The sequence below is a fragment of the Mesorhizobium sp. M8A.F.Ca.ET.057.01.1.1 genome, from assembly GCF_003952565.1.
In the GTDB taxonomy this organism is placed as follows: Bacteria; Pseudomonadota; Alphaproteobacteria; order Rhizobiales; family Rhizobiaceae; genus Mesorhizobium.
The window spans coordinates 6,021,041-6,043,171 of the sequence record NZ_CP034454.1 but is presented as its reverse complement, the minus strand read 5'-3'; the positions used below and the strand labels follow the sequence as shown (position 1 = coordinate 6,043,171).

Sequence of the window (22,131 nt, the reverse complement as noted above, 5' to 3'; positions counted from 1 at the left end):
TTGACGCCTTTCCTTGGAGGTCTTAGGTGGAACGCCATGCCGATCAAGCCGCTCATCATCCTTCCCGACCCCATCCTGCGCCAGGTTTCCAAGCCGGTGGAGCGCGTCGACGCGCCCTTGCGCAAACTGGCCGACGACATGCTGGCGACCATGTATGACGCTCCCGGCATCGGGCTGGCGGCAATCCAGATCGGCGAACCGCTGCGCATGCTGGTGATCGACCTTGCCAAGGAAGACGAAACGCCGGCGCCGCACGTCTTCATCAACCCGGAGATCCTCGAAAGCGCCGACGCGCGGTCGGTCTACGAGGAAGGCTGCCTGTCGATCCCGGATTACTATGCCGAGGTCGAACGACCGGCCTCGGTGCGGGTCAAATATCTCGACCGTGACGGCACACTGCGGGAGATGGAGGCCGAGGGCCTGATGGCGACCTGCCTGCAGCACGAGATCGACCACCTCAACGGCGTGCTGTTCATCGACCACATCTCGAAGCTGAAGCGCGACATGGTGGTGAAGAAGTTCAGGAAGCTCGCCAGGGACAAGGCGCCGGGCAAACTGGTGGGATAGGGGAAATGCCCCTTCGCGTCATCTTCATGGGCACCCCGGAGTTTTCGGTGCCGACTCTGCGCGCCATCGCTGAAGCTGGACACGAGATAGCAGCCGTTTATACGCAGCCGCCGCGCGCCGCGGGCCGGCGCGGGCTTGAGCTGACGCCGTCGCCGGTGCAGCGCGAGGCCGAGCGGTTGGGCATCGAGGTGCGCACGCCGGCATCGTTGAAAGGCGAGGCCGAACAGGCCGCCTTTGCTGCGCTCGGCGCCGATATCGCTGTGGTCGTCGCCTATGGTTTGCTTCTGCCCGGCGCGGTTCTGGAGGCACCCCGGCTCGGCTGCATCAACGGCCATGCATCGCTTTTGCCGCGCTGGCGCGGCGCCGCCCCCATCCAGCGGGCCATCATGGCAGGAGACCTGGCAAGCGGCATGATGGTGATGCGCATGGAGGAGGGCCTGGACACCGGACCAGTGGGATTGCTTGAAAAATGCGCCATTGACCCCGATATGACAGCCGGCGATCTGCATGATCGATTGATGAGTGTTGGCGCTGCCCTGATGGTGGAAGCGTTGGCACGGCTGGAACAAAATACCCTGACATTTACCGCGCAAGCGGCCGAAGGGGTGACTTACGCCAGGAAAATCGATAAATCCGAGACGCGCGTGGACTGGACGCGGCCTGCGGCCGACGTCCACAATCACATTCGTGGCCTGTCGCCCTTTCCCGGCGCCTGGTCCGAAATTGAAATTGGCGGCCGCATGGAACGGCTGAAACTGCTTCGCTCGAAGCTGTCCGAAGGCCTGTCGCTTTCGGAAGATTTGGGCGAGTCGGGAGGAATTCTCGATGACCGGCTGACGGTCGCCTGCGGAAAAGGCGCGATCAGGCTGGTCGAAGTTCAACGTGCGGGCGGAAAGCCCGCCGCCGCGTCGGAATTCCTGCGCGGAGCCAAGATCGAAAAAGGACTGAAATTCTCATGAGCATGATGTCGATACGCGCGGCGACGCCGCGGGACCGCGAGGCCATCCGCCTCGTCGAGGAACACGCTTTTGGCCAGCAGGCGGAGGCCGGACTGGTCGACGCGTTGGTGACCGGCGGTGATGCCGTCGTCGAACTGGTGGCGGAAGAAGACGGCCAGGCCGTTGGCCACATCCTGTTTTCGCGCCTGTTCGTGCAGAACGGCGGCAAGAGTTTTGCCGCCGTGGCGCTTGCGCCGCTGGCGGTGGAGCCGTCTTTTCACGGCTCCGGCATCGGTGGAGCGCTGATCCGCGAGGCCCATATCCGGCTCAAGGATGCTGGCGAGACGCTGGCCGTTGTGCTTGGTGATCCGGCCTATTACGGTCGTTTCGGCTATAGTCACGCCCGGGCTGAAAAATTCGACAGCGAATACCAGGGCGAGGCGCTGCAGGCGCTGGCCTGGGGCGACGCACCCGAAGCCGGCAGACTGGTCTACGCCTCCGCCTTCACCGCCCTCGCCGCCTAGGCGAGAGCGTATAGCCGACCGGCATGCCGCGTTTTCGCCTCGACATCGAATATGACGGCAGCCTGTTTGCCGGCTGGCAGCACCAGGCCGATCAGCCTTCGGTGCAGCAGGCGATCGAACAGGCGATCGAGAAATTCTGCGGCGAGGCGGTCCGGCTGCGCGCCGCCGGCCGCACCGATGCCGGCGTGCACGCCACCGCGCAGGTGGCGCATGTCGACCTTGCCAAGGCGTGGCCCGACGACAAGGTGCGCGATGCCATCAATGCACACCTGCAAGCGGCGGGCGCGCGCATTGCCATCCTGAAAGCTGCAGTCGTTCCCGACGATTTCGATGCCCGTTTCTCGGCCACCGGCCGGCACTATCTCTACCGTGTCCTCAATCGGCGCGCGCCTTCGGCACTAGAACAGGGCAAGGTGTGGTGGGTGCCGAAGCGGCTCGATGCCGCCGCCATGCACGAGGCGGCGAAGCTCCTGCTCGGCCGGCACGACTTCACCACTTTCCGCTCCACCCAGTGCCAGGCCAACAGCCCGGTCAGGACATTGGAGCGGCTCGATGTCAGCCGAACGGGTGACGTGATCGAGGTGAGAGCCTCGGCGCGGTCCTTCCTGCACAATCAGGTGCGCTCCATGGTCGGCTCGCTGAAGCGAGTCGGCGACGGCGGCTGGACATCAGGCGACCTCAAGGCCGCGCTCGAGGCGCGAGACCGCGCCGCCTGCGGCCAGGTGGCGCCGCCCGACGGGCTTTTCCTGATAGGCGTCGATTATCCCGGGTAGAGACCAACTCTGCCCCGGCTAGAGCGGGGCTCTACCCCGGATAGAGTCCCGAGAGGCTCTGAGCCCCGATATCGTCCGGCACGGCGATGCCGAGCAGCATCTGGAGCCCGAACAGCACCAGCAGCGAAGCGATGAACATGCCGACGAAAACGGCGGTGCCGACGGCCGCGCCCTTGGCGATCGTGGCATTGGTCATGCGCCAGGTCAGCACCATCGACAGAGAAAACAGGAGCAGCGACACAAGGCTCGAGACCTGGCTTGTCGATGACAGGAAAAGCCTGATCAGCGCCGAGGGCAGCATCAGCCAGGCGGTGATGGCCGAGGCCCAGTTGCTGGCGACGACATAGTGGACGAAGCGCCCGCCAATGCCGGCGCGCGGCGCCACCAAGGCGAGCGCGACCAGCGGCAGCACCCAGGAGCCGATATCGACCGTCGCCAGCCGCACCAGCATGGAGAAGCGGCCGGCGAAGGCATCGGGATCGCCGATCTCGTTGGCGATGCCGACCCAGCCGACGATCAGCGCCGGAGCCGCGATGATGATGGCGAAGAACGAATTCCAGAAGCCGTCGGCAGACAGGTCGAGCAGGCGCAGCCCATCGGCCTTGCCGAGCATCAGCCGCCAGGCGCCGGTCAGCGAAGCTTGGGTTTCGTCCGCCGAAAGCATGCCGGTCAGCCCTGTCCGAACCAGTCGTCGATGAAGCGCTGGTAGATTCGCGTCAGCGTTTCCAGATCGGCGATGGCGACGCGCTCGTCGACCATGTGCATGGTCTTGCCGACCAGGCCGAATTCGACCACTGGGCAATAATCCTTGATGAAGCGCGCATCCGATGTGCCGCCGGAGGTGGACAGCGCCGGCTTTTTGCCGACCACCGCACCGACCGAGCCGCTCAGCGTCTCGACCAGCCTGTCGTCGCGGGTCAGGAAGACATGGCTCGGCCGGTCGCGCCAGACGAGGTCATAGTCGACCGGCGTCTTCTTGCCGGGCCGGTACTTCTTGCGCCTCGCCGCCTGATCGAGGCGGTTGTGGATTTCCGCCTGGACCGTCTCGGCCGTCCAGCTGTCGTTGAAGCGGATGTTGAAGGTGGCGGTCGCCTTGGCGGGAATGACATTGGTGGCCGGGTTGCCGACATCGATGGAGGTCACCTCCAGATTGGTCGGCTGGAAATCCTTCGTGCCCTTGTCGAAGACCGGATGCAGCAAGGCATCCACCAGGCTCATCAGGCCGCGCACCGGATTGTCGGCAAGCTGCGGATAGGCGGCATGGCCCTGGTGGCCATTGACGGTGATGCTGCCAGACATCGAGCCGCGCCGGCCGATCTTGATCATATCGCCAAGCGTGTCCGGATTGGTCGGCTCGCCGACGATCGAGGCGTCCCATTTCTCGCCTTTGGATGCGGCCCATTCGAGCAGCTTGACCGTGCCGTTGATGGCAGGCCCTTCCTCGTCGCCGGTGATCAGCAGCGACACCGAGCCCTTCGGGCCGCCATTTGCCTCGACATGGCGCGCCACCGCGGCGATGAAGCAGGCAATGCCGCCCTTCATGTCGACAGCGCCGCGGCCATACATCTCGCCATTGGCGATCTCGGCGGCGAACGGCGGGTGCGTCCAGGCGGCTTCGTCGCCGACGGGCACCACGTCGGTATGGCCCGCGAACATCAGGTGTGGGCCGTTGCCGGAGCGCCGTGCATAGAGGTTCTCGATATCCGGCGTGCCGTCCTCGGAGAACACCGGCCGGTCGACCAGGAAGCCGAGCGGTTTCAGCATCGCCTCCAGCGCGCCCAGCGCGCCGCCTTCGGCTGGTGTCACCGAGGCACAGCGGATGAGAGAGGCGAGGTTTGCGGCGGGATCGGTCGGCAGCGTCATGGCAAAAGCGATAGTCGAAAGCGAAAGGCCTGTCACGGCCAGACGTAGGGGCCAGCCCCATGGCCGACGATACCGCCGACATTATGGTTTTCATGTCGTATAGTCGACCGATGCGGAGCAAGGGATGGCAAACGGGAAAAAGAGGATCGTCATTGCCGGCGCCGGCAGCATTGGCTGTTATGCCGGCGGCTGTCTGGCACTCGCCGGGCGGCAGGTTGTCCTGCTCGCCCGACCGCGCATCGAGGCAGCGCTGCGGCAGGGCGGATTGCGCGTCAGCGATCTCGAAGGCCGCGATCGACTGATCAAGCCGGAAGCGCTCGCCGTCACCGTGGATCCCGCTGTCGCCTTGCCGGAGGCCTATGTGATCCTGGTCACCGTCAAGAGCGGCGCGACGCAGGATATGGCGGCCCTTATCAAGGCCCATGCCCGTCCCGATGCCGTGGTGGTGAGCCTGCAGAACGGCATCGACAATGCCGACAGGCTGCGCGCGGCGCTTGGCCGGCAAACGGTGCTGGCCGGCATGGTGCCGTTCAATGTCGTGCAATCGCCGGACGGCGAACTGCCGCTGCGCGTCCACCGTGCCAGCGACGGCAAGGTAATGGTTGAAGATGGGAATGCCGGCCTTGCCAACCTTCTCGACGTCGAAGGCTTCGCCGTCAAAACGCATGGCGACATGAAGGCCGTGCTGTGGGGCAAGCTTCTGATGAATCTGAACAATGCGCTGGTGGCGCTGTCGGGCCTGCCGCTGGTAACCGAACTTGCCGATAGGCGCTGGCGGCTGATCCTCGCCGGCCAGATCGATGAGGCCTTGCTGGCGATGAAGGCCTCGAGCATCGAGCCGGCGCGCATCGCCGGCCTGCGCCCCGCGCTGCTGCCGAAGGTGCTCAGACTGCCCGACTGGCTGTTCGAGATCCTGGCGCGGCGCATGCTGGCGATCGACCCCGAGGCGCGTTCGTCGATGTGGGATGATCTGCGGCGCGGCCGGCCGACCGAGATCGACGACCTGCAGGGTGCTGTTTTGCGGCTCGCTGAAAAAGCCGGCACGCCGGCGCCGACTGTCCAGCGGGTCAGCGCCTTGGTGCGCGCGGCGGAAGCCGAGCGGCTTGGCTCGCCGGGCCTGGTGCCGGAGAAGGTTCTGGCGCCGCCGGTCGGCCGTCGATCAACGTGATCTTCTGCCAGATCTTGCGCGACAGGTTGGACGCCAGGTTCTCGATGTCGTTGACGCCGTCGATGACGACGGCGTCATTGACGGACTGGGCGAACAGCGCCGCGATCTTGCCGGTGATCGACAGCATTTCGGAGCAATAGTCGAGATAGCGCGCGAGATCGGCGGCATTGGTGATGCGGGCCGGCGAATGCGAGGTCGGCTTGAAACTGGCCGACAGCGCCGCCGGATCCTTGGTCAACTGGTGCATGTCGATGACGTGGATCAGCGAACGCAGGCCGTGCAACTGGCGAAACACCTGCTTGCGCTTGATGCGCTCCTCGGTGCGGATCAGGGCAAGGAAACCGAGCACGGCGAGGATGATCATGTTGATCGTGGCTTCGATGCCTTGCACCGACTGCACCGCGTCGTCGGCCTGGGAGATGTGAATGAGCGGCAAGATCGTGCCGACGAACAGGAAGATCAGCGCGCCCGCGATCACGGCGGCGACGATGATGCCGCGCAGCCACCAGATCGGCGCTTCCAGTGCCTTGGCGGCTTTGGCCAGATCGCGCGACAGCGACACCAGTTCGGCGGCGACGCCGCGCAACCCGGCGTCCGGGAAACGGTCGGCGACGCGGCCTTCAAGCCGCTCGGCGGTTTCGATGATCAGTTTCGGATCAAGCGTGCGGTAGCGCATGGCGAGATATCCGATGGGCCCCTAGGGCAAGGATGCCGAAAAGTGTGGAGCGGCTTTCGGACGACATCATGCTCTCTATCTCTTCGATTCAGCCGGCTCGTTGGTGCGCCGGCCATAGCGGTTGGGCCCAGGCTGCCCTGGAAACAGGCACAACACAAGGAAGGCGACGATCGAGACGACCGGCACGAACAGGATCAGCGCGGCAATGCCCGGCTTGTCGAGGTCGTGCAGACGCTTCACCGCCAGCGCGATGTTCGACCACAGCGAGGCGATGAAGGCGATGAAGAAGATGAACGACCACATATTGCTCTCGGCCGAGCCCTCCGGCACCAGCGTGAAGCGGTACAGCGGGAACGCCTGGATGATGGCGACGAGCAATCCGCCGAGAAAATAGGCCGCGCGGCTGACGCGGCCCGATGTCTTGAAGAAAAGCCAGTTGAGATCCGATCTTTCAGGCAAGCGGGTCCGATCCATATTGATTGGCACCCCTGGTGCCTTCGAGGATGCCGAGTTCGACCAGCAGCCAGATGCCGCCGATGACGGGTACGAGGCCGATCAGCGTCCACCAGCCCGACTTGTTGCGGTCGTGCCAGCGTTTGGCATAGAGGGCAATCGCGAAATAGATCGATGCCAGCGCGAAGAGGATGCCGATGATGCCGATCTGGGCACCGCTGGCGGTGGTGAAACGCGTGCCGAGGATCGCATCGAGAATGAAAGCGATAATGCCGATCACGATGAATACGCCGATGCCGGCCCAGAACTTGGCGCGGTTGATGCGACCCTCAAAGCTTGTGAGCAGATATTTCCAGTCCATGTCACCCCTCCATGTTGAACCAGCGCGACCGATCGTCGCGCCGGCGGAAGGTGCGCCTGACCGGCGCAAAGATCAATCGCGCAGCAATTCGTTGATCGAGGTCTTGGACCGGGTCTTGGCGTCGACTCGCTTGACGATGACGGCGCAATAAAGACCTGGGCCCGGTTCGTTGTTTGGAAACGGCTTGCCCGGCATCGATCCGGCGACGACGACGGAATTCGGCGGCACCTCGCCATAGAAGACCTCGCCGGTGGCGCGGTCGACGATCTTGGTCGACTGGCCGATGAAGACGCCCATGCCGAGCACCGAGCCCTCGCGCACGATGCAGCCCTCGACCACTTCGGAACGCGCCCCGATGAAGCAATTGTCCTCGATGATGGTGGGGCCGGCCTGCATCGGCTCCAGCACGCCGCCGATGCCGACGCCGCCCGAAAGGTGGACATTCTTGCCGATCTGGGCGCAGGAGCCGACAGAAGCCCAGGTATCGACCATGGTGCCGCTATCGACATAGGCCCCGACATTGACGAAGGACGGCATCAAGACGGCGCCTGGCGCGACATAGGCCGAACGGCGGACGATCGACGAAGGCACGGCGCGGAAGCCCGCCTTTTCGAAATCGACAGCGCTCCAGCCGTCGAACTTGGACGCCACCTTGTCCCACCACACGGCCTCGCCGGGGCCGCCCTTGATGATCTCCATCGGATTGAGCCGGAAGGAGAGCAGCACGGCCTTCTTCAGCCACTGGTTGACGTGCCATTTTCCGTCGGCCTGCCGCTCGGCGACGCGCGCGGTGCCGCGGTCGAGCAGGTCGAGCGCCGACTGGATGGCGTCGCGCACCTCGCCGCGGGTCGCGGTCGAAATGGCGTCGCGTTCCTCGAAGGCCTTGTCGATGGTCTTTTCGAGGCTCGCCAGATCGGGCTTCGACATGAATTTGCTCCATTACCAAGCTGTTAAGGGGCTGCGCCTTAACCTGTTTAAAAGTCGCGCGGACCCTATGTTAAGGCTCAATGGGGGTCAATCGCGACTGCGTCACGGGACGACGCAAGTAAAGGAATGGACGGGTGGATTCGATGACTCCCATGGAAAAGGCGGGATGGACGCCGCTGCCGCATTCGGATGAGGATCTGGAGCGGTCGAAAAGCGTGCCGGACACGCCGCAGACGCGTGCCGAAACCTACCGCCTGGCCTGGAACGATCCGGACTTCATGACCCGGCGCGAACTGCGCGCGGTCAGGCTGCAACTGGAACTGCTGAAGCCGGAAATGATCCTGGCCGAGCGCGGCATCCGCTCGACGGTGATCCTGTTCGGCGGCGCGCGCCTGCCGGAGCCCGGCGGCGAAGCCTGGGCGGCCAAGAACGAGACGCAGAAGAAGAACCTCGAGGAAAACAGCAAATATTACGAGGAGGCGCGCAAATTCGCCCGCCTCTGCTCGCAGCAGTCAGCCACGTCATACTATCGCGAATACGTCGTGGTGACCGGCGGCGGGCCCGGCGTGATGGAAGCGGGAAACCGCGGCGCCGACGATGTCGGCGCGCCGTCGATCGGGCTCAACATCGTGCTGCCGCACGAGCAGGCACCGAACCCCTATGTGACGCCGGAACTCTGTTTCAACTTCCACTATTTCGCCATCCGCAAGATGCACTTCGTCATGCGCGCCAAGGCCGTGGCGGTGTTTCCGGGCGGCTTCGGCACGATGGACGAGTTCTTCGAGACGCTGACGCTGATTCAGACCGGGCGCATGGAGCGCGTGCCGGTGATCCTGTTCGGCAAGGCCTTCTGGAAGCGGGCGATCGACCTCGACTTCCTCGCCGAACAAGGCACCATCAGCCCGGGCGACCAGGACATCATCGATTTCGTCGACACAGCCGACGAAGCCTGGGGCATCATCAGCCGCTTCTACAAGCTGGGGGAATGAGGAATTGAGGAACTGGGGAAATGAAGAATGGACGAAATAGGGGGCATAGTCTTGGGTCCTCAATTCCTCAATTCCTCAATTCCTCAATTCCTCAATTCCTCAATTCCTCAATTCCTCAATTCCTCAATTCCTCAATTCCTCAATTCCTCATTTCCTCAATTCCCAATTTCCCTACTCCCTTGCGACTATGGTCGTGAGGAACGTAGCGAGATCGTCGGTGACGAAATCGACGTCGTCCTCGTTGGCCGGGTCGCGTTCCCAGATTTCGGAGAAGGTCGGTTCGAAATTGCGCGGTACCACGAGAACCGTGGTCATGCCCAATGACTTCGGCACGGCCAGGTTGCGGGCGAGATCCTCGAACATCACCGCATTGTGGCCGGTGACGGCGTGCAGCTCGGCGAACTTCTCGTAGGTCTGGCGCGCCGGCTTGGGATTGAGGTCGGCGGCGACGATATCGAAGATGTCGTCGAAATGGTCGAGGATGCCGAGCTGGCGCGCGGTGCGCTCGGCGTGCCTGCGGTCGCCATTGGTGAAGATGAACTTGCGACCGGGAAGCTGCCGGATGGCGGTGCCGAGAACGGGATCGGGCACCAGCCACGAATAGTCGATGTCATGGACCTTCTCGAGGAAGTCGTCGGGATCGATGCCGTGGCGCGTCATCAGCCCGTTCAGCGTCGTGCCGTATTCGAGATAAAGCTCCTTCTGCAGCTTGCGCGCCTCCTCGCGCGGCAGCGCCAGCAGCTCCCCGACATAGGCGGTCATCTTGACGTCGATCTGCGAGAACAAGTTAGAGTGGTGCGGATAGAGCGTGTTGTCGAGGTCGAACACCCAGTCGGTGACATGGGCGAAGCGGGCGGGATCGGGAAGCGTCGTCATGCGCTCCTTATGGCATGAAACAAGGATTCCGAAAGGGACTTTATCCACAACTTCTGCCCGTTGAGGTTGCAGAAATGGCCTCACGGTTCAAATTTTAACCATCCGGGAAAGGTGGCCTTCAGGGCTTGCTGGCACAGAGACAAGTCCTGAGGGGAGTTCGCGATGAACAGCATTATTCTCAAATCCGCCGCCATCGCTTTCGCCTCAGTCGCCGCCTCTCTCATGCTGACGTTGATTATCGTCCCAGCCATGGGATTCCCCATCACCCGGACGATCTGGCTGACCTCGACGCTCTGTCCGCTGGTCCTTGCCTGGGCCGCATGCGCCAGCACGTTTTGGCAGAGCGACAGGCTGAAAAACGCGCATCGCGAACTTGCTCGTGCCCACGCCCAACTCGCCGCCGCGCACCGCCGCCTGGCGGAAAAGGCGAGCCGCGACGACATGACCGGCATGCTCAACCGGGAAAGCTTCTTTGCCGCGCTGGACGGCTCCCGGCGCAAGTCCGACCGCGGCGCGCTGCTGATCATCGACGCCGACCATTTCAAGACGATCAACGACAATTTCGGCCATTTGACCGGTGACGACGCGCTGCTGTTGATCGCCAGCGCCATCGAGCGCGGCGTGCGCAGCGGCGACGTGCTCGGCCGCATCGGCGGCGAGGAGTTCGGCGCGTTTCTGACCGGAGCCACGGAACAGGAGGCCAAGCGCGTCGCCGAGCGGATCCGCCGCGAGGTCGAGCTGATTCGCTTCCGGCCGGTCGATGAACGGACCATTCCGTTGACCGTCAGCATCGGCGGCACAGTCTGCGGCGAGGATGTGAACGTATCGGAGCTGATGCGCGCCGCGGACCGGCGCCTCTACCAGGCCAAGCATGCGGGCCGCAACCTGACGATCCTCGATACCGATATTTCCGAAGCGGCATGACAGGCCGGGCCGGCACACCTGGCCCGTTAAGAAATTTCTAACCCTGTTTGCATCCGGTTGTGCCGATTGTCGGCACTTTCACCGCCTTGATGCCATGCTTGGCACGATACTGGCTTCCGTGACGATGTGTGTGCCGTTCGGGGAATGTCATGCGCGCATCGAAGCCTAGCCGAGAGACCTGCCATGAGTTTCCTCATCAAAAAAATGTCGCGCCGCACGCTGGTGCAGGCGCTGATCGCCCTGCCTGCCCTGTCCTTGTTCCGCAAGCTGCCTGATGCCGACGCCACCCATGCCGATTCATCCCGGGCCGATTCTGACGAGATCGTCGAGGTCAATGGCTGGATCCTGAAGCGGAGCGATCTTGCATGATCTTCGACAGCTACGAGGCGTACCGCGCCGCCAACTTTGCGCCAAGGGTCTGCATCCTTGGTTCCGGTCCAGCTGGCACCACGGTCGCCAGAAAACTTGGCGCGGCCGGCATTCCGGTCGTGGTGCTGGAAGCCGGTCCGCGGGAATTCAGCGACGACTCGCAGGACTTCTACCGCGGCACCACCGTCGGCGATTTCTATTTCGATCTCGACATCACCCGGCTGCGGTTCATGGGCGGCAGCTCCAATCACTGGGCCGGTTGGTGCCGCGTGCTCGACAAACTGGATTTCGAGCCGAAGGCCTGGGCACCCGACACCGGCTGGCCGATCCGCCGCGCCGACATCGAACCCTACCTTTCGGAAGTGCGCGCTATCCTTGACCTTCCCGATTTCCGGCCTGATGTGCCGATCTCGGACGACATTCGCTGGGTGCAGTTGATCAAGAGTCCGGCGGTGCGGTTTGCTGAAAAATTCGCCGACGAACTCGACAAGAGCAAGAACATCGCCGTCGTGCTCAACACCTACGCCACCGAGCTTGCCGGCGACGGCAAACGCGTGACCGGCGCCAAGCTATGGTCCAACGGACAGGACGCCGGCTTGTTCAGCGCCGACTATTTCATCGTCTGCACCGGCGGGCTGGAGAATTCACGGCTGCTTTTGTGGTCGAACCAGCGCTCCAACGGCGGCGTCGTGCCGAACGCGACGGCGCTTGGCGGCTACTGGATGGAGCATCCGACCTTCGAGGGCGGCAATGCCATCCTGGCCGACTATGGCGCGTTCGAGGTCGATGCCGTCAAGGAGGCCTTCTTCTCGCCGATGCCTGCCGCGATGGAACGGCTCAAGATCATGAATTTCGGCATCCGGCTGATCGAGACGCCCTATCCGGGCGTCAAGAGCCTCATCGCCGACCTAGCCTGCACGGCGCCGCACATGGCGGAATGGATATCGGGCAAGCTCGACCAGAACCTGCGTTGCGCCGCTCAGCTTTATGTCGCCTGGGAACAGGCGCCGCTGGCTTCCAACCAGATCGAGTTGTCGAAGACTGAGGTCGATCATGCCGGCGTGCCGCGCATCGAACTGCACTGGAAGAAATCGAAACTCGAACAACGCACCCTTCTCGAAGGCCTGAGGCTGTTCGGCACGACGCTTGCCCAGAAAAACCTGGGCCGGGTGCGCATTGCCGACTGGATCTCGAACGGCGAGGATTATCCGACCAACGAAGAGACGGCGGGCCATCATCATATGGGCGGCACGCGCATGGGCACGGATGTCACCAGGAGCGTGGTGGACGCCAATTGCAAGGTGCATGGTATGGACAATCTCTATGTCGGCGGCTCTTCCGTGTTCTGCACGTCGGGTCAAGCCAACCCGACGACGACGATCACCGCGCTCGCCTGCCGGCTGGGCGACCATCTGAGCAAGGTGGTCACGGTCTGAGCGGCCTCCACGAAGCCGTCGTCCTGCCAAGCCACGACCAGCAGGGCCGGCGCCAAGGATGGCGCCGGCAGAGGCTCAAAAGCCGTATACGGCGATCCGGACCAGCACGGCGGCGGCGGCCAGCGACACCAGCAGGATGCCGAGGCCGATCGGAGAGCCCCAGCCATACCATTCCATGGCGAGCTTGGCGTATTTGAATTCTTCCTCGTGCGAGAGAGGCGTACGCTGTTGAATCAAACTCATTTTTCAGATCCTTGCCGGGAGGCGGCTCTTGCCTTGTCGGGGGCGTAGCCGCATATTGCTATAATGGTCTAAATGTTAGACAGATTGATAATTAGATGATCGAAGTAAATTCGTCAAGCGGGAATCGGGCCGAACTGACGACAGCCATCGGTCTTGCCATCATGCAGTGGCAGGACGCGACGCAGGCCTATGACGAGGCGGTGGGGGCGAGACTCGGCCTCAACATGGCCGAGCGCCATTGTATCGGACTGCTCCACGGCGGCCCGCAATCGGCCGGCGCGATCGCGACCGCGACCGGGTTAACGCCGGCCGCGGTGACCGCGCTGATCGATCGGCTAGAGGCGCGCGGGCTCTTGACGCGCACGCGCAGCCTCGAAGACAGGCGCAAGGTGGTCATCGAGGCAACCGAGGCAACACGGGAGCTGTCGGCACGCTACTACGGCGCCATCGCGCGAGAAGGGGAGAAGCTCTTTGCCACGTTCGGTGACGCTGAGCTTGCCACCATTCGGCGCTTCGTCACCGCCGCGCTCGACCTGCAGCGCGACCAACTAGCGCGGCTGAAGGCCGAGGCAGCGCAGCCGCGCTGATCTAGAGGGTCAGACCACCTAGCGTCCTGATCGGCCGAAGCGCCGTTCGAGATAGGCCTGGCCGAATTCCAGCGCGATCGACAGAATCCAGTAAATCATCGAGGCGGTAATCAGCATCTCGATATGGCGGAACTCCGTCTGGCCCATCGTGCGGGCAAGATACATGATCTCCCAGACGCCGACGACGGAGACCAGCGAGGAATCCTTCAGCATGGCGATGAACTGATTGCCGGTCGGCGGGATGATGACGCGCATGGCCTGCGGCAGGATGACGAGCGCCATGGTCTGGCCGGGGCTCAGGCCGAGCGCCGTGGCGCCTTCGCTTTGACCGCGCGGGATGCTTTCGATGCCGGCGCGGAAGATCTCGGTCATGTATGCGCCGTAACACAGCGACAGCGCCACGATACCCGCCGGCACCGCGCCGATCACGTAACCGATCTGCGGCAACCCGAGATAGATGATGTAGATCTGCATCAGCAACGGCAGGCCGCGAAACAGCGATGTGTAGAAGGTGGCCAGCCCGTAAACGATGCCGTTTCCGGTCAACTTGGCGATGGCGCCGACCAGCGCGATTAAGGTCGCGATCAGGATCGAGATCGCCGAAATGTAAAGCGTCGTGGTGACGCCCTGGCTGATCAGGAAGCCGACTTTCCTGGCGATGAAGGCGAGGGAGAGGTCGAAGGAATAGAAGAACAGCATCAGCAGCACGAACAGCTCGATCCAGACGCCGACGATCTGCTGGCGTCGGGGCAGGAGCAGAAGCAGCTTGCAATTCACCAGCACCAGCAGCGCGATCAATACGGCCGAGAGGGCGCGCGACAAGACTGGGTTGGCCTGAAGCCAGTCGGACGCAAGCGGCATCAACGAGCCAATCCAGCTCGACTTGATGCCCATGGCGTAGAGGGCCGCGGCGAGCAGCGCCGGAAAAAGCGCGCCCGCGGCGCGGCGGGCGAGCCCTGGATGGGAGAGCATCAGCCTGCCGATCATGCCGACACCTTGTCCTTGGCGGTGGCGTTGCGTTCCCGCCACCAGTCCTGCGCCTGCAGTTTCCAATAGGTAAGCTGCGCGGCGGCCAGGCCGGCGGTGCCGCCGGCCCAGCTCAGTCCGAAGGGCGCGAACTGCCGGTACCGGTCCGAGGCGCCCAGAATGCCCTCGGCGACAATTTTTCCGGCAATCGCCGTGGTGTTGAGCCCATGGCCGCCGAAAGCGGTGCAGTACCAGACGCCTGGCTGCAACTCGCCGATCTGGGGCATCAGATGCCGGGCATAGGACATCAGCCCCGACCACGCCAGTTCGGTCCTGAGGCCGGCAAGCTGCGGGTAGGTGCCGACCATCTCGCGGCGCAATTCGCGCGCCAACGCGTCGGCGGAAGCGGCGCGCGTGGTGATGCGCCCGCCCCACAGGAGGCGGCTGCCACTCTCGACCAGGCGATAATAGTCGCCAGCCCGCCTGTTGTCGCCGACGGCGTCCGTCGTGGCGACGGCTTGCGCAATGAGGCGGGGAGCCGCCTCGGAAACCATGACATAGGTCGCGATGGGGAGGAAGGCGCGATGGAGCTGGCCGAATACTGGGCCGGTATAGCCGCCGGTCGCGAGCACGATCTGGGGCGCCCGAAGCGTGCCCTGTCTGGTGCGAAGCATCTTTTGCGGCCCGGAGAGGTCGCACTGCACGACCTCGGAGCTTTCATGGATCTCGCCGCCAAGCCGCTCGATCTCGTCGGCCAGGCCACGCAGATAGTTGAGCGGATGGATGTGAAAGGCGTTCGGGTCGCACAGGCCCTGGTGGTAGCGGGCGGACTTCAGCACCGATCGGACGTCTTCCCTCTCGAGATACCGAAGTTCATAGCCATGGTCGCGGGCCATCTGTTCGGCATAGGCCTTCAGCGCATCACCGTCGTCGTAGCGCAAGACGCTGAGCAGGCCGGCATGCGGCTGGGCGGCCGATATTGCGAGCGTCTCGATGGTGCCGCGCACGAATTCGACGCCTTCGATCGACAGCCGGTGCAGGTCGCGCGCTGCCTCCCGACCGACACGTGCGGCGATATTGTCGCCACCGGTGGCGAAGCCGGGCGTGACGAAACCGCCATTGCGGCCCGAAGCGCCGAAACCGACGAGCTGGGCCTCCAGCACGGCGACATGCAGTCCGGCGCGCGCCAGCTGCAGCGCTGTCGTCAGCCCGGCCAATCCGGCGCCGACGACGGCCACGTCACATTGCGCCTCGCCTTGCAGCGGAGGCCTCGTCTTCCGGTCGGTCAGGGTGCGGGCGTAATAGGTATCCGGATAGGCCATCGACGACTTTTGCGGTGAGGGGCGTGTGTTTGGTGGGTGACGCCGCCGGCTGCCGAGGGGCAGCCGGCGGAATGACTTTACTTGGCGCTGTAGTCCTTGCCGTACCACTTCGTGGTCAGCGCGGCGAGCGTGCCGTCCGTCTTCATCCCGGTGATGATGCCCGCGACCTTTGCGGTCCACTCGGGATCCTTCTTCTCGGCGATGACGACGAGCGGTTCGCGGAAGGCGTACTCGCCTTCGAGGATCTTCACGGGATAGCCGTTCTTGATGGCGTTCTGCGCCGTCTGCTCCGGAGCGATCACGGCATTCAGGCGCACGCCGTCGCCAAGCCGCAGATCGTCGAAGGGAAGCATGGAATCCGCGTAGGTGCGGACCTCGCCGGGTTCCAGCTTGTATTCGATAGGAGCCAGGCCGGGTGCGTCGATTTCGAGCTTGCGGCGGATGAAATCCTCCGAGGTGGTGGCCGTCTCGACGCCGATGATCTTGCCGTTGAGATCGGCCACCGACTTCGCGCCGCTGTCCTTGTGCAGGACGTAGACATAGGGGCTGTAATAATAGATGCCGACAAAGTCGATCACCTTGGAACGGGCTTTGGTCGGCGTGACCGATCCGACGCCGAGGTCGTAGCGTCCCTGCCAGCGCCCGCCGGTCAGCGTCGCCCAGTCGGGCGTTTCGAACGAGACGTCGACACCAAGCCGCTTGCCGATCTCGCGCGAGACATCGATGTCGAAACCGGCGAGTTCGTTGCTGTCGTTGAGAAAGCTTTGTGGCGGCCAGGCCGCGTTGGTGGCGATGACCATCGCCTTTTTCGATGTGACGCGGTCCAGGGTTTCCCCGGCCATGGCCGCCGTCGTGATCGCGAATGTCGCGGCGGCAAGAACGGCTAAATCGAGCAGCTTTTTCAAAGTTATCCCTCCCTTGTGATTGAAACTGACAGGATGCGTAACGTCGGACTCAGCGCCTTCGGCCACAGCTCCAACGCGGATTGGTTTCGGTTTGTGCCCACCCCAGCCGAAGCTCGTTCCCCCTGATGGACCGGCGTTTGTTACCCCAGACAGTCAGGTCGCAAAAAGAAGGGTTCCACCCGGCGAAATGCGGGATAATGGCGATGGCGCAGTCATTGCGTGCCTTGAGCCGGCAAAGTGCCGGATGTCCGCCTTGTTCCGTTCGCTTAGGCCGGTCTTCTGGATTGTCGCGGGGGCGGTTCAGCCGATAGGATCGCGGCGGTTATGGCGCGGATCAAGCGAGAGGATTTGTTTGTGGAATTGACCGAGAAGGATCGTCAGCTGCTCGCGCTGATGCAGAAGAATGCGCGTGAGCCGGTCGCGTCACTGGCACGTCAGCTCGGCGTCTCGCGGACAGCGCTGCAGGAACGGATTCAGAAGCTGGAGGCCGGTGGCATTATCGAAGGCTATACCGTGCGGCTGACCAAGGAGGTGGCCCAGAACGCCGTCCACTGTTTCACACTCGCCGCCCTGAACAACAAGAGCTATCCGGACGTCTCCAGAAAGATCAAGGCGATGCCTTCGATCCAGGCGGTCTACGCCATCACCGGCGAGTGGGACCTGATCATCCACCTTGCCGCCGAGACGCTCGAGAAGCTGAACCGGGAGGTCAATGCCGTGAACGAAATCAGCGGCGTCGTCAAAACCGCTTCCCATGTGGTGATGGAGACGAAGTTCAACCGGACCATCTATGCATTGTAGGTGATAGCGGGATGTCCGGCGGCGGGCATCACCGTCTCGAGGTCGAAAGGCACATTAGTGGGCATCGTTGCTCCGGACCGTGAACAAACGTCGGCAGGGAACGGGACTATTTCGGCTGGACTCCATAGATGACAAGAAACGCCTCCACCGAGGCATCGGCGTGCCGTTCAAGTTCGGCCTTGGAGCGGGCATTGCGCCCAGTGAACATGGCTTCATTCATCGGGATCCAGAGAAGCATTCCAAACAAATGGCTGGCTGCCAGATAGGGGTCGCTGGTTTGCATCAGTCCCCGATTGGTGAGCTTCTGAAAGCAGGACGCCGTCGAGGCGAGCATGCGCTCAAAACCTTTTTCGTACCAGCTGCGGCCAAGCTGCGGCATTCGATCCGCGTTGGCGATGATCAGGCGCCGCAGCTTTAACAGCTCTTCATCCATGAGCAGCGTTATCAAACGTCGAGCAAGTTGCTGCAGGCCGCCCTGCATGAATTTCGCCTCTGAAAGCAGTGTCGTCACGGACTCGATGATATCGTTGACCTGGGTCGCGGTTGACAGGACGACTTCGCCGAAAAGTGTCTCCTTGTCGGTGAAATGCTTGTACACGGTCTGCTTGGAAGCTCCCGCCCTGGTGGCGATCTCCTCCATGCTGGCTCCATCATAGCCCTTGCTGATGAACGCCGCCGTGGCCGCTTGGATGATTTCACGATCCTTGCGGGCCGATCTGGTCTCACCGTCGATTTCCATGGAATCCTCGTGCTCAGTACTAGACGGTACCGTTCCCGGATGATAGTCACAACTACAGTACTAGACTGACTAGTACCCGTCAACGAAAGCAGGGCTTATACCGATGAGCAAAATGATCTTCGTCAATCTACCGGTGCGCGATCTGCAGGCAGCGACCAACTTCTATCTCGCGATCGGAGGCACACCGAACCCGCAGTTCTCGAACGACCAGGCCAGCTCGATCATGTTCTCGGATTCCATTGGGGTCATGTTGCTGACGCACCAGCATTACGGCCAGTTCACAGCGCGGCAGATCGGCAACCCCAAGCGCGACAGCCAGATGTTGATCGCGCTCACCACGGACAGCAAGGACGAGGTCAATGCGGTGATCGCGAAGGGCGTGGCGGCCGGCGGCCGCGCTGATCCCAATCCAGCGCAGGATCTCGGCTTCATGTTCAACCGCCACATCGAAGACCCTGATGGCAATGTCTGGGAGTTCCTGTGGATGAACCCAGCCGCCCTGCAATAGCCTACCGGGATCAAAGCGTCTAAGGCGCGTCGCGTCGAAACGGATTCATGCGACGCGCTTTAGGTCCCAAAACCGAAAAAGACTAGACCGTTGCCGGGTCGAGCGCCGGTTGGCCCTTGCGACGCGCGACGATCGCCTCGAAATCCGCGCTCTCGAAAGCATCGCGCAAGGCGTCGAAGGACGGCAGCACGAAATAGGCGCGCTGGAACTTGTCGATCTCGTAGCCGGTGCGCATCACCGTCTCCAGGTCGAACGGCACATGGTGCGCGTCCTTGCTCTCGACCGCGAACTGCAACTCGGTAAACGATGACATCAGCCCGGCGCCAAAAGCCTTCAGCGGCTGCTCAGGCTCCTGCATCAGGCCGTATTCGGCAGTATACCAGTAGAGCCGGGTGATCATCTCGTCGCCGCCCAGCGCGATGATGTCGCCGGCCTTCTTGCCATACATCTGCATGAAATCGGCGAACACCGGCTGCGACAGCACCGGCACATGGCCGAAGAAATCATGGAACATGTCCGGCTCGACGATGTAATCGAGTTCCTGCCTGGTGCGCAGCCAGTTGGTGACTGGGAAGCGGCGGTTGGCAAGATGATCGAAGAAAGGGGCGGCCGGAATGAGGCCGGGCACGGCGACGATCTCCCAGCCGGTCAGCTTGCGCAGCCTGGCGCTGACGTCAGTGAAATCGGGAATGGCGTCGAGCAGGCCGAGCTTCTCCACGCCGTCGAGATAAGAATGGTGGGCGAGCTTGCGCGTCAGCCTGGTCTGGCGGTCGCACAGCGTGCGCCAGACCGCCTGCTCCTCAGCGCTGTAATCATAGCCCTGTGCCACGGTGAAATCGGCGCGGCAGACCGAATAGTCGCCGCGCAACCCTTGTGCCGCGCAGTCGCGGGCATATTCGGCAACGCTCATCGTCGTCATATTTCTTCTCCCTCGCAAAGCATCGATGGCTGCGGTAACCGAAATCTAGCCTGACCTGACGAGGCAAACTGATTTTGATCGTAGATCGAGCGGCATATTCGAGATAATATTCACTCAAAATCGACATCAGGAGAGTGAAAATGCCTCAGTTCGATGATTTCGAGATCAAGATGCTCGATGTCCTGCAGCGCGACGGACGCAAGCCCGTCTCGGAGCTGGCGCAGGAGATCGGCCTCTCCACCACGCCCTGCGCGCGGCGCTTCGAAGCGCTGCAGGAAGCGGGCATCATCAAGGGATTTGCCGCCGTGATCAGCCGCCGCGCGGTCGGCCTGATGGTCGAGGTGTTCATCCAGGTGCGCCTGGTCAGCCACAGCGACGGCTCGCCCGAGAGCTTCATTGCCGCCGTGCAGCGCATGGACGAGGTGTCGTCGTGCTGGACGATGACCGGCGACCACGATTTCCTGCTGCATGTCATGGTGCCGTCGGTCGACGAGCTCAACGCCTTCGTCATGCATCGGCTGATGCGGCTCGACGGCGTGCGCGACGTCCACACCCAGCTGGTGCTGCAGAACATCAAGGGACCCGGCCACGTGCCGCTCGCGCATCTCAGGCGCTGACAGCGCTCACTCGTTTTTGCGGAAAAGCTGCGAGCAAACTGCTGAAACGGGCCAACCGGACGGCATGATCGCCGGCAAGCATGCGCGGGCCAACCTCCTGGAGGTCCGCCATGAAATCGTCCTCATCAATCCGCCGCACACCGCCATCGGCAGCCGCGTGCCCGACGATCACCTGCCGCCACTCGGCCTGCTCGCCATCGGCGGCCCGCTGGTCGACGCCGGCCACGAAGTGCGGCTCGTCGATGCCGAGTTCGGACCGATGCCGCTCGCCTCGGTCGTCGGGGAAGCCCTGAAGGACTGTCCCGACTTCGTCCTGATCGGCCATTCCGGATCCACTTCGGCGCATCCGACCGCCTTGTTGATTGCCGGGATGATCAAGGCGCGCGAACCGGCGACGATCGTCATCTATGGCGGCGTTTTCCCGACCTATCACTGGCGCGACATCCTGGCCGAAACGGACGTTTTCGACTTCATTGTGCGCGGCGAGGGCGAGGCGACCGTGGTGGCGCTTGTCGAGGCGGTGGAGATGCGCCAGCCGCCGGCAAGCGTTGCCGGCATCGCCTATCGCGACGATCTCACCCGTCCTTTCGCCACGCAAGCGGCGATGACCATCGCCGACCTCGACGCCTATCGCGTCGGTTGGGAACTGATTGACGTCAGTAGATACAGTTACTGGGGCGGCAAGCGCGCCGTGGTCATGCAGTTTTCGCGCGGCTGCCCGCATCTGTGCAACTATTGCGGCCAGCGCGGCTTCTGGACCCGCTGGCGGCACCGCGATCCCAAAAATTCGCGCAGGAGATCGCCTGGCTGCACCGCGAGCATGGCGTCGAGCTGATCAACCTCGCCGACGAGAACCCGACGGTCTCGAAGAAGGCCTGGCGCGCCTTTCTCGACGCCCTGATCGCCGAGAATGTGCCGGTTCTGATCGTCGGCTCGACGCGGGCCGACGACATCGTGCGCGATGCCGACATGCTGCACCTCTACCGCAAGGCCGGTGTTATCCGCTGGCTGCTCGGCATGGAAAACACCGACGAGCAGACGCTGCAACTGATCCGCAAGGGCGGCAGCATCTCGTCCGACCGCGAGGCGATCAGGCTGCTGCGCCAGCACGGCATCCTGTCGATGGCGACCTGGGTGGCCGGTTTCGAGGATGAAGGATTTCGCGACCTGTGGCGCGGCTTTCGCCAGCTCATCGCCTATGACCCGGACCAGATCCAGGCGCTCTATGTGACGCCGCATCGGTGGACGCCCTTCTTCCGCATCGCGCGGGATCGCAGGGTCATCCAAAAGGACGCCCGCCTGTGGGACTACAAGCACCAGGTGCTGCACATGACGCGCCTCAAGCCATGGATGCTGTTCTTCTCGGTCAAGCTGATCGAACTGGCGGTGCAGTCGCGGCCGAAGGCGCTGGCGCGCATCCTGTTCCACCGGGATCCCGAACAGCGGCATTCGATGCGCTGGTACACCAAAATGGGCCGCCGCGTCTGGTTCCGTGAGGTCTGGGGTTTCCTGGTGACCGACAACCGGGTGACAGGCGGCCCGACGCTCGCCGAATTCTGGGGCGCGCCACAGGACGCCGAGGAGGAATCGATGGCTGTCCGGCGCCCGGCGCGCCAGCCGGCGCTGCCCGTCATCGAAGGCCTGCCCGCACCCGAGGGAAGGAGATTAGCCGGCTGATCG

26 protein-coding genes and 1 pseudogene are annotated in these 22,131 nt (G+C 63.2%); 14 read left to right on the top strand and 13 right to left on the bottom strand.

Annotation, left to right across the window (positions count from 1 at the left end; all coding sequences use genetic code 11):
* The first annotated feature begins 36 nt into the window (after positions 1-36).
* From def to truA, 4 genes are read left to right on the top strand one after another with little or no spacing between them, the layout of a single operon-like run.
* The gene (def, locus tag EJ077_RS28675) at positions 37-567 is read left to right on the top strand and encodes a peptide deformylase (protein WP_208698118.1); all 531 of its coding nucleotides are present in this window, start codon (positions 37-39) and stop codon (positions 565-567) included.
* Positions 568-572: 5 nt separating this feature from the next.
* Positions 573-1,526, top strand: coding sequence for a methionyl-tRNA formyltransferase (gene fmt, locus EJ077_RS28670; protein ID WP_208698116.1), 954 nt, complete (start codon positions 573-575; stop codon positions 1,524-1,526).
* Positions 1,523-2,029, top strand: coding sequence for a GNAT family N-acetyltransferase (locus EJ077_RS28665; RefSeq protein ID WP_127280837.1), 507 nt, complete (start codon positions 1,523-1,525; stop codon positions 2,027-2,029). Before fmt ends, EJ077_RS28665 begins: the two co-directional genes overlap by 4 nt.
* 23 nt (positions 2,030-2,052) lie before the next feature.
* A complete protein-coding gene (truA, locus tag EJ077_RS28660) occupies positions 2,053-2,802 on the top strand; it encodes a tRNA pseudouridine(38-40) synthase TruA (protein ID WP_208698114.1) in 750 nt (249 codons plus the stop codon).
* Between the two features lie 31 nt (positions 2,803-2,833).
* Here the strand turns inward: truA and EJ077_RS28655 are convergent, their stop codons facing one another.
* Positions 2,834-3,466: a transporter gene (locus EJ077_RS28655; RefSeq protein WP_208698112.1), complete on the bottom strand. Its 633-nt coding sequence runs from the start codon at positions 3,464-3,466 to the stop codon at positions 2,834-2,836.
* A 5-nt stretch (positions 3,467-3,471) separates the two neighbouring features.
* Complete coding sequence (gene dapE, locus EJ077_RS28650) at positions 3,472-4,665, bottom strand: succinyl-diaminopimelate desuccinylase (protein WP_208698110.1); 1,194 nt, start codon at positions 4,663-4,665, stop codon at positions 3,472-3,474.
* Between the two features lie 124 nt (positions 4,666-4,789).
* Between dapE and EJ077_RS28645 the strand changes: the two genes are divergently transcribed.
* Positions 4,790-5,833, top strand: a complete 1,044-nt coding sequence (locus EJ077_RS28645; protein WP_208698108.1) for a 2-dehydropantoate 2-reductase — start codon at positions 4,790-4,792, stop codon at positions 5,831-5,833.
* Here EJ077_RS28645 and EJ077_RS28640 read toward each other — a convergent pair.
* The 4 genes from EJ077_RS28640 to dapD all read right to left on the bottom strand — a co-directional run bounded on the left by EJ077_RS28640 (position 5,733) and on the right by dapD (position 8,250).
* Positions 5,733-6,509: a hypothetical protein gene (locus EJ077_RS28640; protein ID WP_127873293.1), complete on the bottom strand. Its 777-nt coding sequence runs from the start codon at positions 6,507-6,509 to the stop codon at positions 5,733-5,735. The two genes, EJ077_RS28645 and EJ077_RS28640, sit on opposite strands and share 101 nt — an antisense overlap.
* A 75-nt stretch (positions 6,510-6,584) precedes the next feature.
* Complete coding sequence (locus EJ077_RS28635) at positions 6,585-6,968, bottom strand: DUF805 domain-containing protein (protein ID WP_245458575.1); 384 nt, start codon at positions 6,966-6,968, stop codon at positions 6,585-6,587.
* Positions 6,961-7,323 (bottom strand): DUF805 domain-containing protein, encoded by a 363-nt coding sequence (locus EJ077_RS28630; protein WP_208698106.1) that lies wholly within the window; start codon positions 7,321-7,323, stop codon positions 6,961-6,963. The genes EJ077_RS28635 and EJ077_RS28630 overlap by 8 nt, the downstream gene beginning before the upstream one ends.
* A 72-nt stretch (positions 7,324-7,395) precedes the next feature.
* Positions 7,396-8,250 (bottom strand): 2,3,4,5-tetrahydropyridine-2,6-dicarboxylate N-succinyltransferase, encoded by an 855-nt coding sequence (dapD, locus tag EJ077_RS28625; protein WP_135930151.1) that lies wholly within the window; start codon positions 8,248-8,250, stop codon positions 7,396-7,398.
* 143 nt (positions 8,251-8,393) lie between these two features.
* Between dapD and EJ077_RS28620 the strand changes: the two genes are divergently transcribed.
* A complete protein-coding gene (locus EJ077_RS28620) occupies positions 8,394-9,239 on the top strand; it encodes an LOG family protein (protein WP_208698104.1) in 846 nt (281 codons plus the stop codon).
* Positions 9,240-9,410: 171 nt separating this feature from the next.
* Here EJ077_RS28620 and EJ077_RS28615 read toward each other — a convergent pair whose 3' ends face one another.
* On the bottom strand, positions 9,411-10,115 hold the full coding sequence (locus tag EJ077_RS28615; RefSeq protein ID WP_135862578.1) for a pyrimidine 5'-nucleotidase: 705 nt from the start codon (positions 10,113-10,115) through the stop codon (positions 9,411-9,413).
* A 162-nt stretch (positions 10,116-10,277) separates the two neighbouring features.
* Here EJ077_RS28615 and EJ077_RS28610 point away from each other — a divergent pair, with 162 nt between their 5' ends.
* From EJ077_RS28610 to EJ077_RS28600, 3 genes are all read left to right on the top strand, one after another.
* Entirely contained in the window at positions 10,278-11,039 is a 762-nt protein-coding gene (locus tag EJ077_RS28610; RefSeq protein WP_208698103.1) for a GGDEF domain-containing protein, read from the top strand.
* A 183-nt stretch (positions 11,040-11,222) separates the two neighbouring features.
* Positions 11,223-11,408 carry a hypothetical protein gene (locus tag EJ077_RS28605; protein ID WP_208698102.1) on the top strand — a complete coding sequence of 62 codons (186 nt, stop codon included), beginning with the start codon at positions 11,223-11,225 and terminating at the stop codon, positions 11,406-11,408.
* Positions 11,405-12,844 (top strand): GMC oxidoreductase, encoded by a 1,440-nt coding sequence (locus tag EJ077_RS28600; protein WP_208698101.1) that lies wholly within the window; start codon positions 11,405-11,407, stop codon positions 12,842-12,844. Before EJ077_RS28605 ends, EJ077_RS28600 begins: the two co-directional genes overlap by 4 nt.
* Before the next feature lie 75 nt (positions 12,845-12,919).
* Here EJ077_RS28600 and EJ077_RS28595 read toward each other — a convergent pair whose 3' ends face one another.
* Positions 12,920-13,087, bottom strand: a complete 168-nt coding sequence (locus EJ077_RS28595; protein WP_167531521.1) for a hypothetical protein — start codon at positions 13,085-13,087, stop codon at positions 12,920-12,922.
* Positions 13,088-13,182: 95 nt separating this feature from the next.
* Between EJ077_RS28595 and EJ077_RS28590 the strand changes: the two genes are divergently transcribed.
* Entirely contained in the window at positions 13,183-13,674 is a 492-nt protein-coding gene (locus EJ077_RS28590) for a MarR family winged helix-turn-helix transcriptional regulator (RefSeq protein WP_208698100.1), read from the top strand.
* Between the two features lie 18 nt (positions 13,675-13,692).
* Here EJ077_RS28590 and EJ077_RS28585 read toward each other — a convergent pair whose 3' ends face one another.
* From EJ077_RS28585 to EJ077_RS28575, 3 genes are all read right to left on the bottom strand, one after another.
* A complete protein-coding gene (locus EJ077_RS28585; protein WP_208698099.1) occupies positions 13,693-14,661 on the bottom strand; it encodes an amino acid ABC transporter permease in 969 nt (322 codons plus the stop codon).
* Positions 14,658-15,962 (bottom strand): NAD(P)/FAD-dependent oxidoreductase, encoded by a 1,305-nt coding sequence (locus EJ077_RS28580; protein WP_208698098.1) that lies wholly within the window; start codon positions 15,960-15,962, stop codon positions 14,658-14,660. The genes EJ077_RS28585 and EJ077_RS28580 overlap by 4 nt, the downstream gene beginning before the upstream one ends.
* A gap of 77 nt (positions 15,963-16,039) precedes the next feature.
* Complete coding sequence (locus EJ077_RS28575) at positions 16,040-16,804, bottom strand: transporter substrate-binding domain-containing protein (protein ID WP_245458814.1); 765 nt, start codon at positions 16,802-16,804, stop codon at positions 16,040-16,042.
* 387 nt (positions 16,805-17,191) lie between these two features.
* On the opposite strand from EJ077_RS28575, the gene EJ077_RS28570 reads away from it, so the two are divergent.
* Positions 17,192-17,668: an Lrp/AsnC family transcriptional regulator gene (locus tag EJ077_RS28570; RefSeq protein ID WP_208698095.1), complete on the top strand. Its 477-nt coding sequence runs from the start codon at positions 17,192-17,194 to the stop codon at positions 17,666-17,668.
* A 106-nt stretch (positions 17,669-17,774) separates the two neighbouring features.
* Here EJ077_RS28570 and EJ077_RS28565 read toward each other — a convergent pair whose 3' ends face one another.
* Positions 17,775-18,407, bottom strand: coding sequence for a TetR/AcrR family transcriptional regulator (locus EJ077_RS28565; RefSeq protein WP_208698093.1), 633 nt, complete (start codon positions 18,405-18,407; stop codon positions 17,775-17,777).
* A gap of 103 nt (positions 18,408-18,510) precedes the next feature.
* On the opposite strand from EJ077_RS28565, the gene EJ077_RS28560 reads away from it, so the two are divergent.
* Entirely contained in the window at positions 18,511-18,915 is a 405-nt protein-coding gene (locus EJ077_RS28560) for a VOC family protein (RefSeq protein WP_208698091.1), read from the top strand.
* 82 nt (positions 18,916-18,997) lie between these two features.
* On the opposite strand, the gene phhA is transcribed toward EJ077_RS28560, so the two are convergent.
* Entirely contained in the window at positions 18,998-19,834 is an 837-nt protein-coding gene (gene phhA, locus EJ077_RS28555) for a phenylalanine 4-monooxygenase (RefSeq protein ID WP_208698089.1), read from the bottom strand.
* A 140-nt stretch (positions 19,835-19,974) separates the two neighbouring features.
* Here phhA and EJ077_RS28550 point away from each other — a divergent pair, with 140 nt between their 5' ends.
* Both EJ077_RS28550 and bchE read left to right on the top strand, forming a co-directional pair.
* Positions 19,975-20,451 (top strand): Lrp/AsnC family transcriptional regulator, encoded by a 477-nt coding sequence (locus EJ077_RS28550; protein ID WP_127296467.1) that lies wholly within the window; start codon positions 19,975-19,977, stop codon positions 20,449-20,451.
* A 64-nt stretch (positions 20,452-20,515) separates the two neighbouring features.
* A pseudogene (gene bchE, locus EJ077_RS28545) lies at positions 20,516-22,128 on the top strand (magnesium-protoporphyrin IX monomethyl ester anaerobic oxidative cyclase).
* The last annotated feature ends 3 nt before the right edge of the window (positions 22,129-22,131 follow it).

What these genes read in the sequence shown, in the direction of transcription:
- def (WP_208698118.1), top strand. Translation starts at nt 37, where the DNA reads ATGCCGATCAAGCCGCTCATCATCCTTCCCGACCCCATCCTGCGCCAG.
- fmt (WP_208698116.1), top strand. Translation starts at nt 573, where the DNA reads ATGCCCCTTCGCGTCATCTTCATGGGCACCCCGGAGTTTTCGGTGCCG.
- EJ077_RS28665 (WP_127280837.1), top strand. Translation starts at nt 1,523, where the DNA reads ATGAGCATGATGTCGATACGCGCGGCGACGCCGCGGGACCGCGAGGCC.
- truA (WP_208698114.1), top strand. Translation starts at nt 2,053, where the DNA reads ATGCCGCGTTTTCGCCTCGACATCGAATATGACGGCAGCCTGTTTGCC.
- EJ077_RS28655 (WP_208698112.1), bottom strand. Translation starts at nt 3,466, where the DNA reads ATGCTTTCGGCGGACGAAACCCAAGCTTCGCTGACCGGCGCCTGGCGG.
- dapE (WP_208698110.1), bottom strand. Translation starts at nt 4,665, where the DNA reads ATGACGCTGCCGACCGATCCCGCCGCAAACCTCGCCTCTCTCATCCGC.
- EJ077_RS28645 (WP_208698108.1), top strand. Translation starts at nt 4,790, where the DNA reads ATGGCAAACGGGAAAAAGAGGATCGTCATTGCCGGCGCCGGCAGCATT.
- EJ077_RS28640 (WP_127873293.1), bottom strand. Translation starts at nt 6,509, where the DNA reads ATGCGCTACCGCACGCTTGATCCGAAACTGATCATCGAAACCGCCGAG.
- EJ077_RS28630 (WP_208698106.1), bottom strand. Translation starts at nt 7,323, where the DNA reads ATGGACTGGAAATATCTGCTCACAAGCTTTGAGGGTCGCATCAACCGC.
- dapD (WP_135930151.1), bottom strand. Translation starts at nt 8,250, where the DNA reads ATGTCGAAGCCCGATCTGGCGAGCCTCGAAAAGACCATCGACAAGGCC.
- EJ077_RS28620 (WP_208698104.1), top strand. Translation starts at nt 8,394, where the DNA reads ATGACTCCCATGGAAAAGGCGGGATGGACGCCGCTGCCGCATTCGGAT.
- EJ077_RS28615 (WP_135862578.1), bottom strand. Translation starts at nt 10,115, where the DNA reads ATGACGACGCTTCCCGATCCCGCCCGCTTCGCCCATGTCACCGACTGG.
- EJ077_RS28610 (WP_208698103.1), top strand. Translation starts at nt 10,278, where the DNA reads ATGAACAGCATTATTCTCAAATCCGCCGCCATCGCTTTCGCCTCAGTC.
- EJ077_RS28605 (WP_208698102.1), top strand. Translation starts at nt 11,223, where the DNA reads ATGAGTTTCCTCATCAAAAAAATGTCGCGCCGCACGCTGGTGCAGGCG.
- EJ077_RS28600 (WP_208698101.1), top strand. Translation starts at nt 11,405, where the DNA reads ATGATCTTCGACAGCTACGAGGCGTACCGCGCCGCCAACTTTGCGCCA.
- EJ077_RS28595 (WP_167531521.1), bottom strand. Translation starts at nt 13,087, where the DNA reads ATGAGTTTGATTCAACAGCGTACGCCTCTCTCGCACGAGGAAGAATTC.
- EJ077_RS28590 (WP_208698100.1), top strand. Translation starts at nt 13,183, where the DNA reads ATGATCGAAGTAAATTCGTCAAGCGGGAATCGGGCCGAACTGACGACA.
- EJ077_RS28585 (WP_208698099.1), bottom strand. Translation starts at nt 14,661, where the DNA reads ATGATCGGCAGGCTGATGCTCTCCCATCCAGGGCTCGCCCGCCGCGCC.
- EJ077_RS28580 (WP_208698098.1), bottom strand. Translation starts at nt 15,962, where the DNA reads ATGGCCTATCCGGATACCTATTACGCCCGCACCCTGACCGACCGGAAG.
- EJ077_RS28575 (WP_245458814.1), bottom strand. Translation starts at nt 16,804, where the DNA reads ATGGCCGGGGAAACCCTGGACCGCGTCACATCGAAAAAGGCGATGGTC.
- EJ077_RS28570 (WP_208698095.1), top strand. Translation starts at nt 17,192, where the DNA reads ATGGCGCGGATCAAGCGAGAGGATTTGTTTGTGGAATTGACCGAGAAG.
- EJ077_RS28565 (WP_208698093.1), bottom strand. Translation starts at nt 18,407, where the DNA reads ATGGAAATCGACGGTGAGACCAGATCGGCCCGCAAGGATCGTGAAATC.
- EJ077_RS28560 (WP_208698091.1), top strand. Translation starts at nt 18,511, where the DNA reads ATGAGCAAAATGATCTTCGTCAATCTACCGGTGCGCGATCTGCAGGCA.
- phhA (WP_208698089.1), bottom strand. Translation starts at nt 19,834, where the DNA reads ATGACGACGATGAGCGTTGCCGAATATGCCCGCGACTGCGCGGCACAA.
- EJ077_RS28550 (WP_127296467.1), top strand. Translation starts at nt 19,975, where the DNA reads ATGCCTCAGTTCGATGATTTCGAGATCAAGATGCTCGATGTCCTGCAG.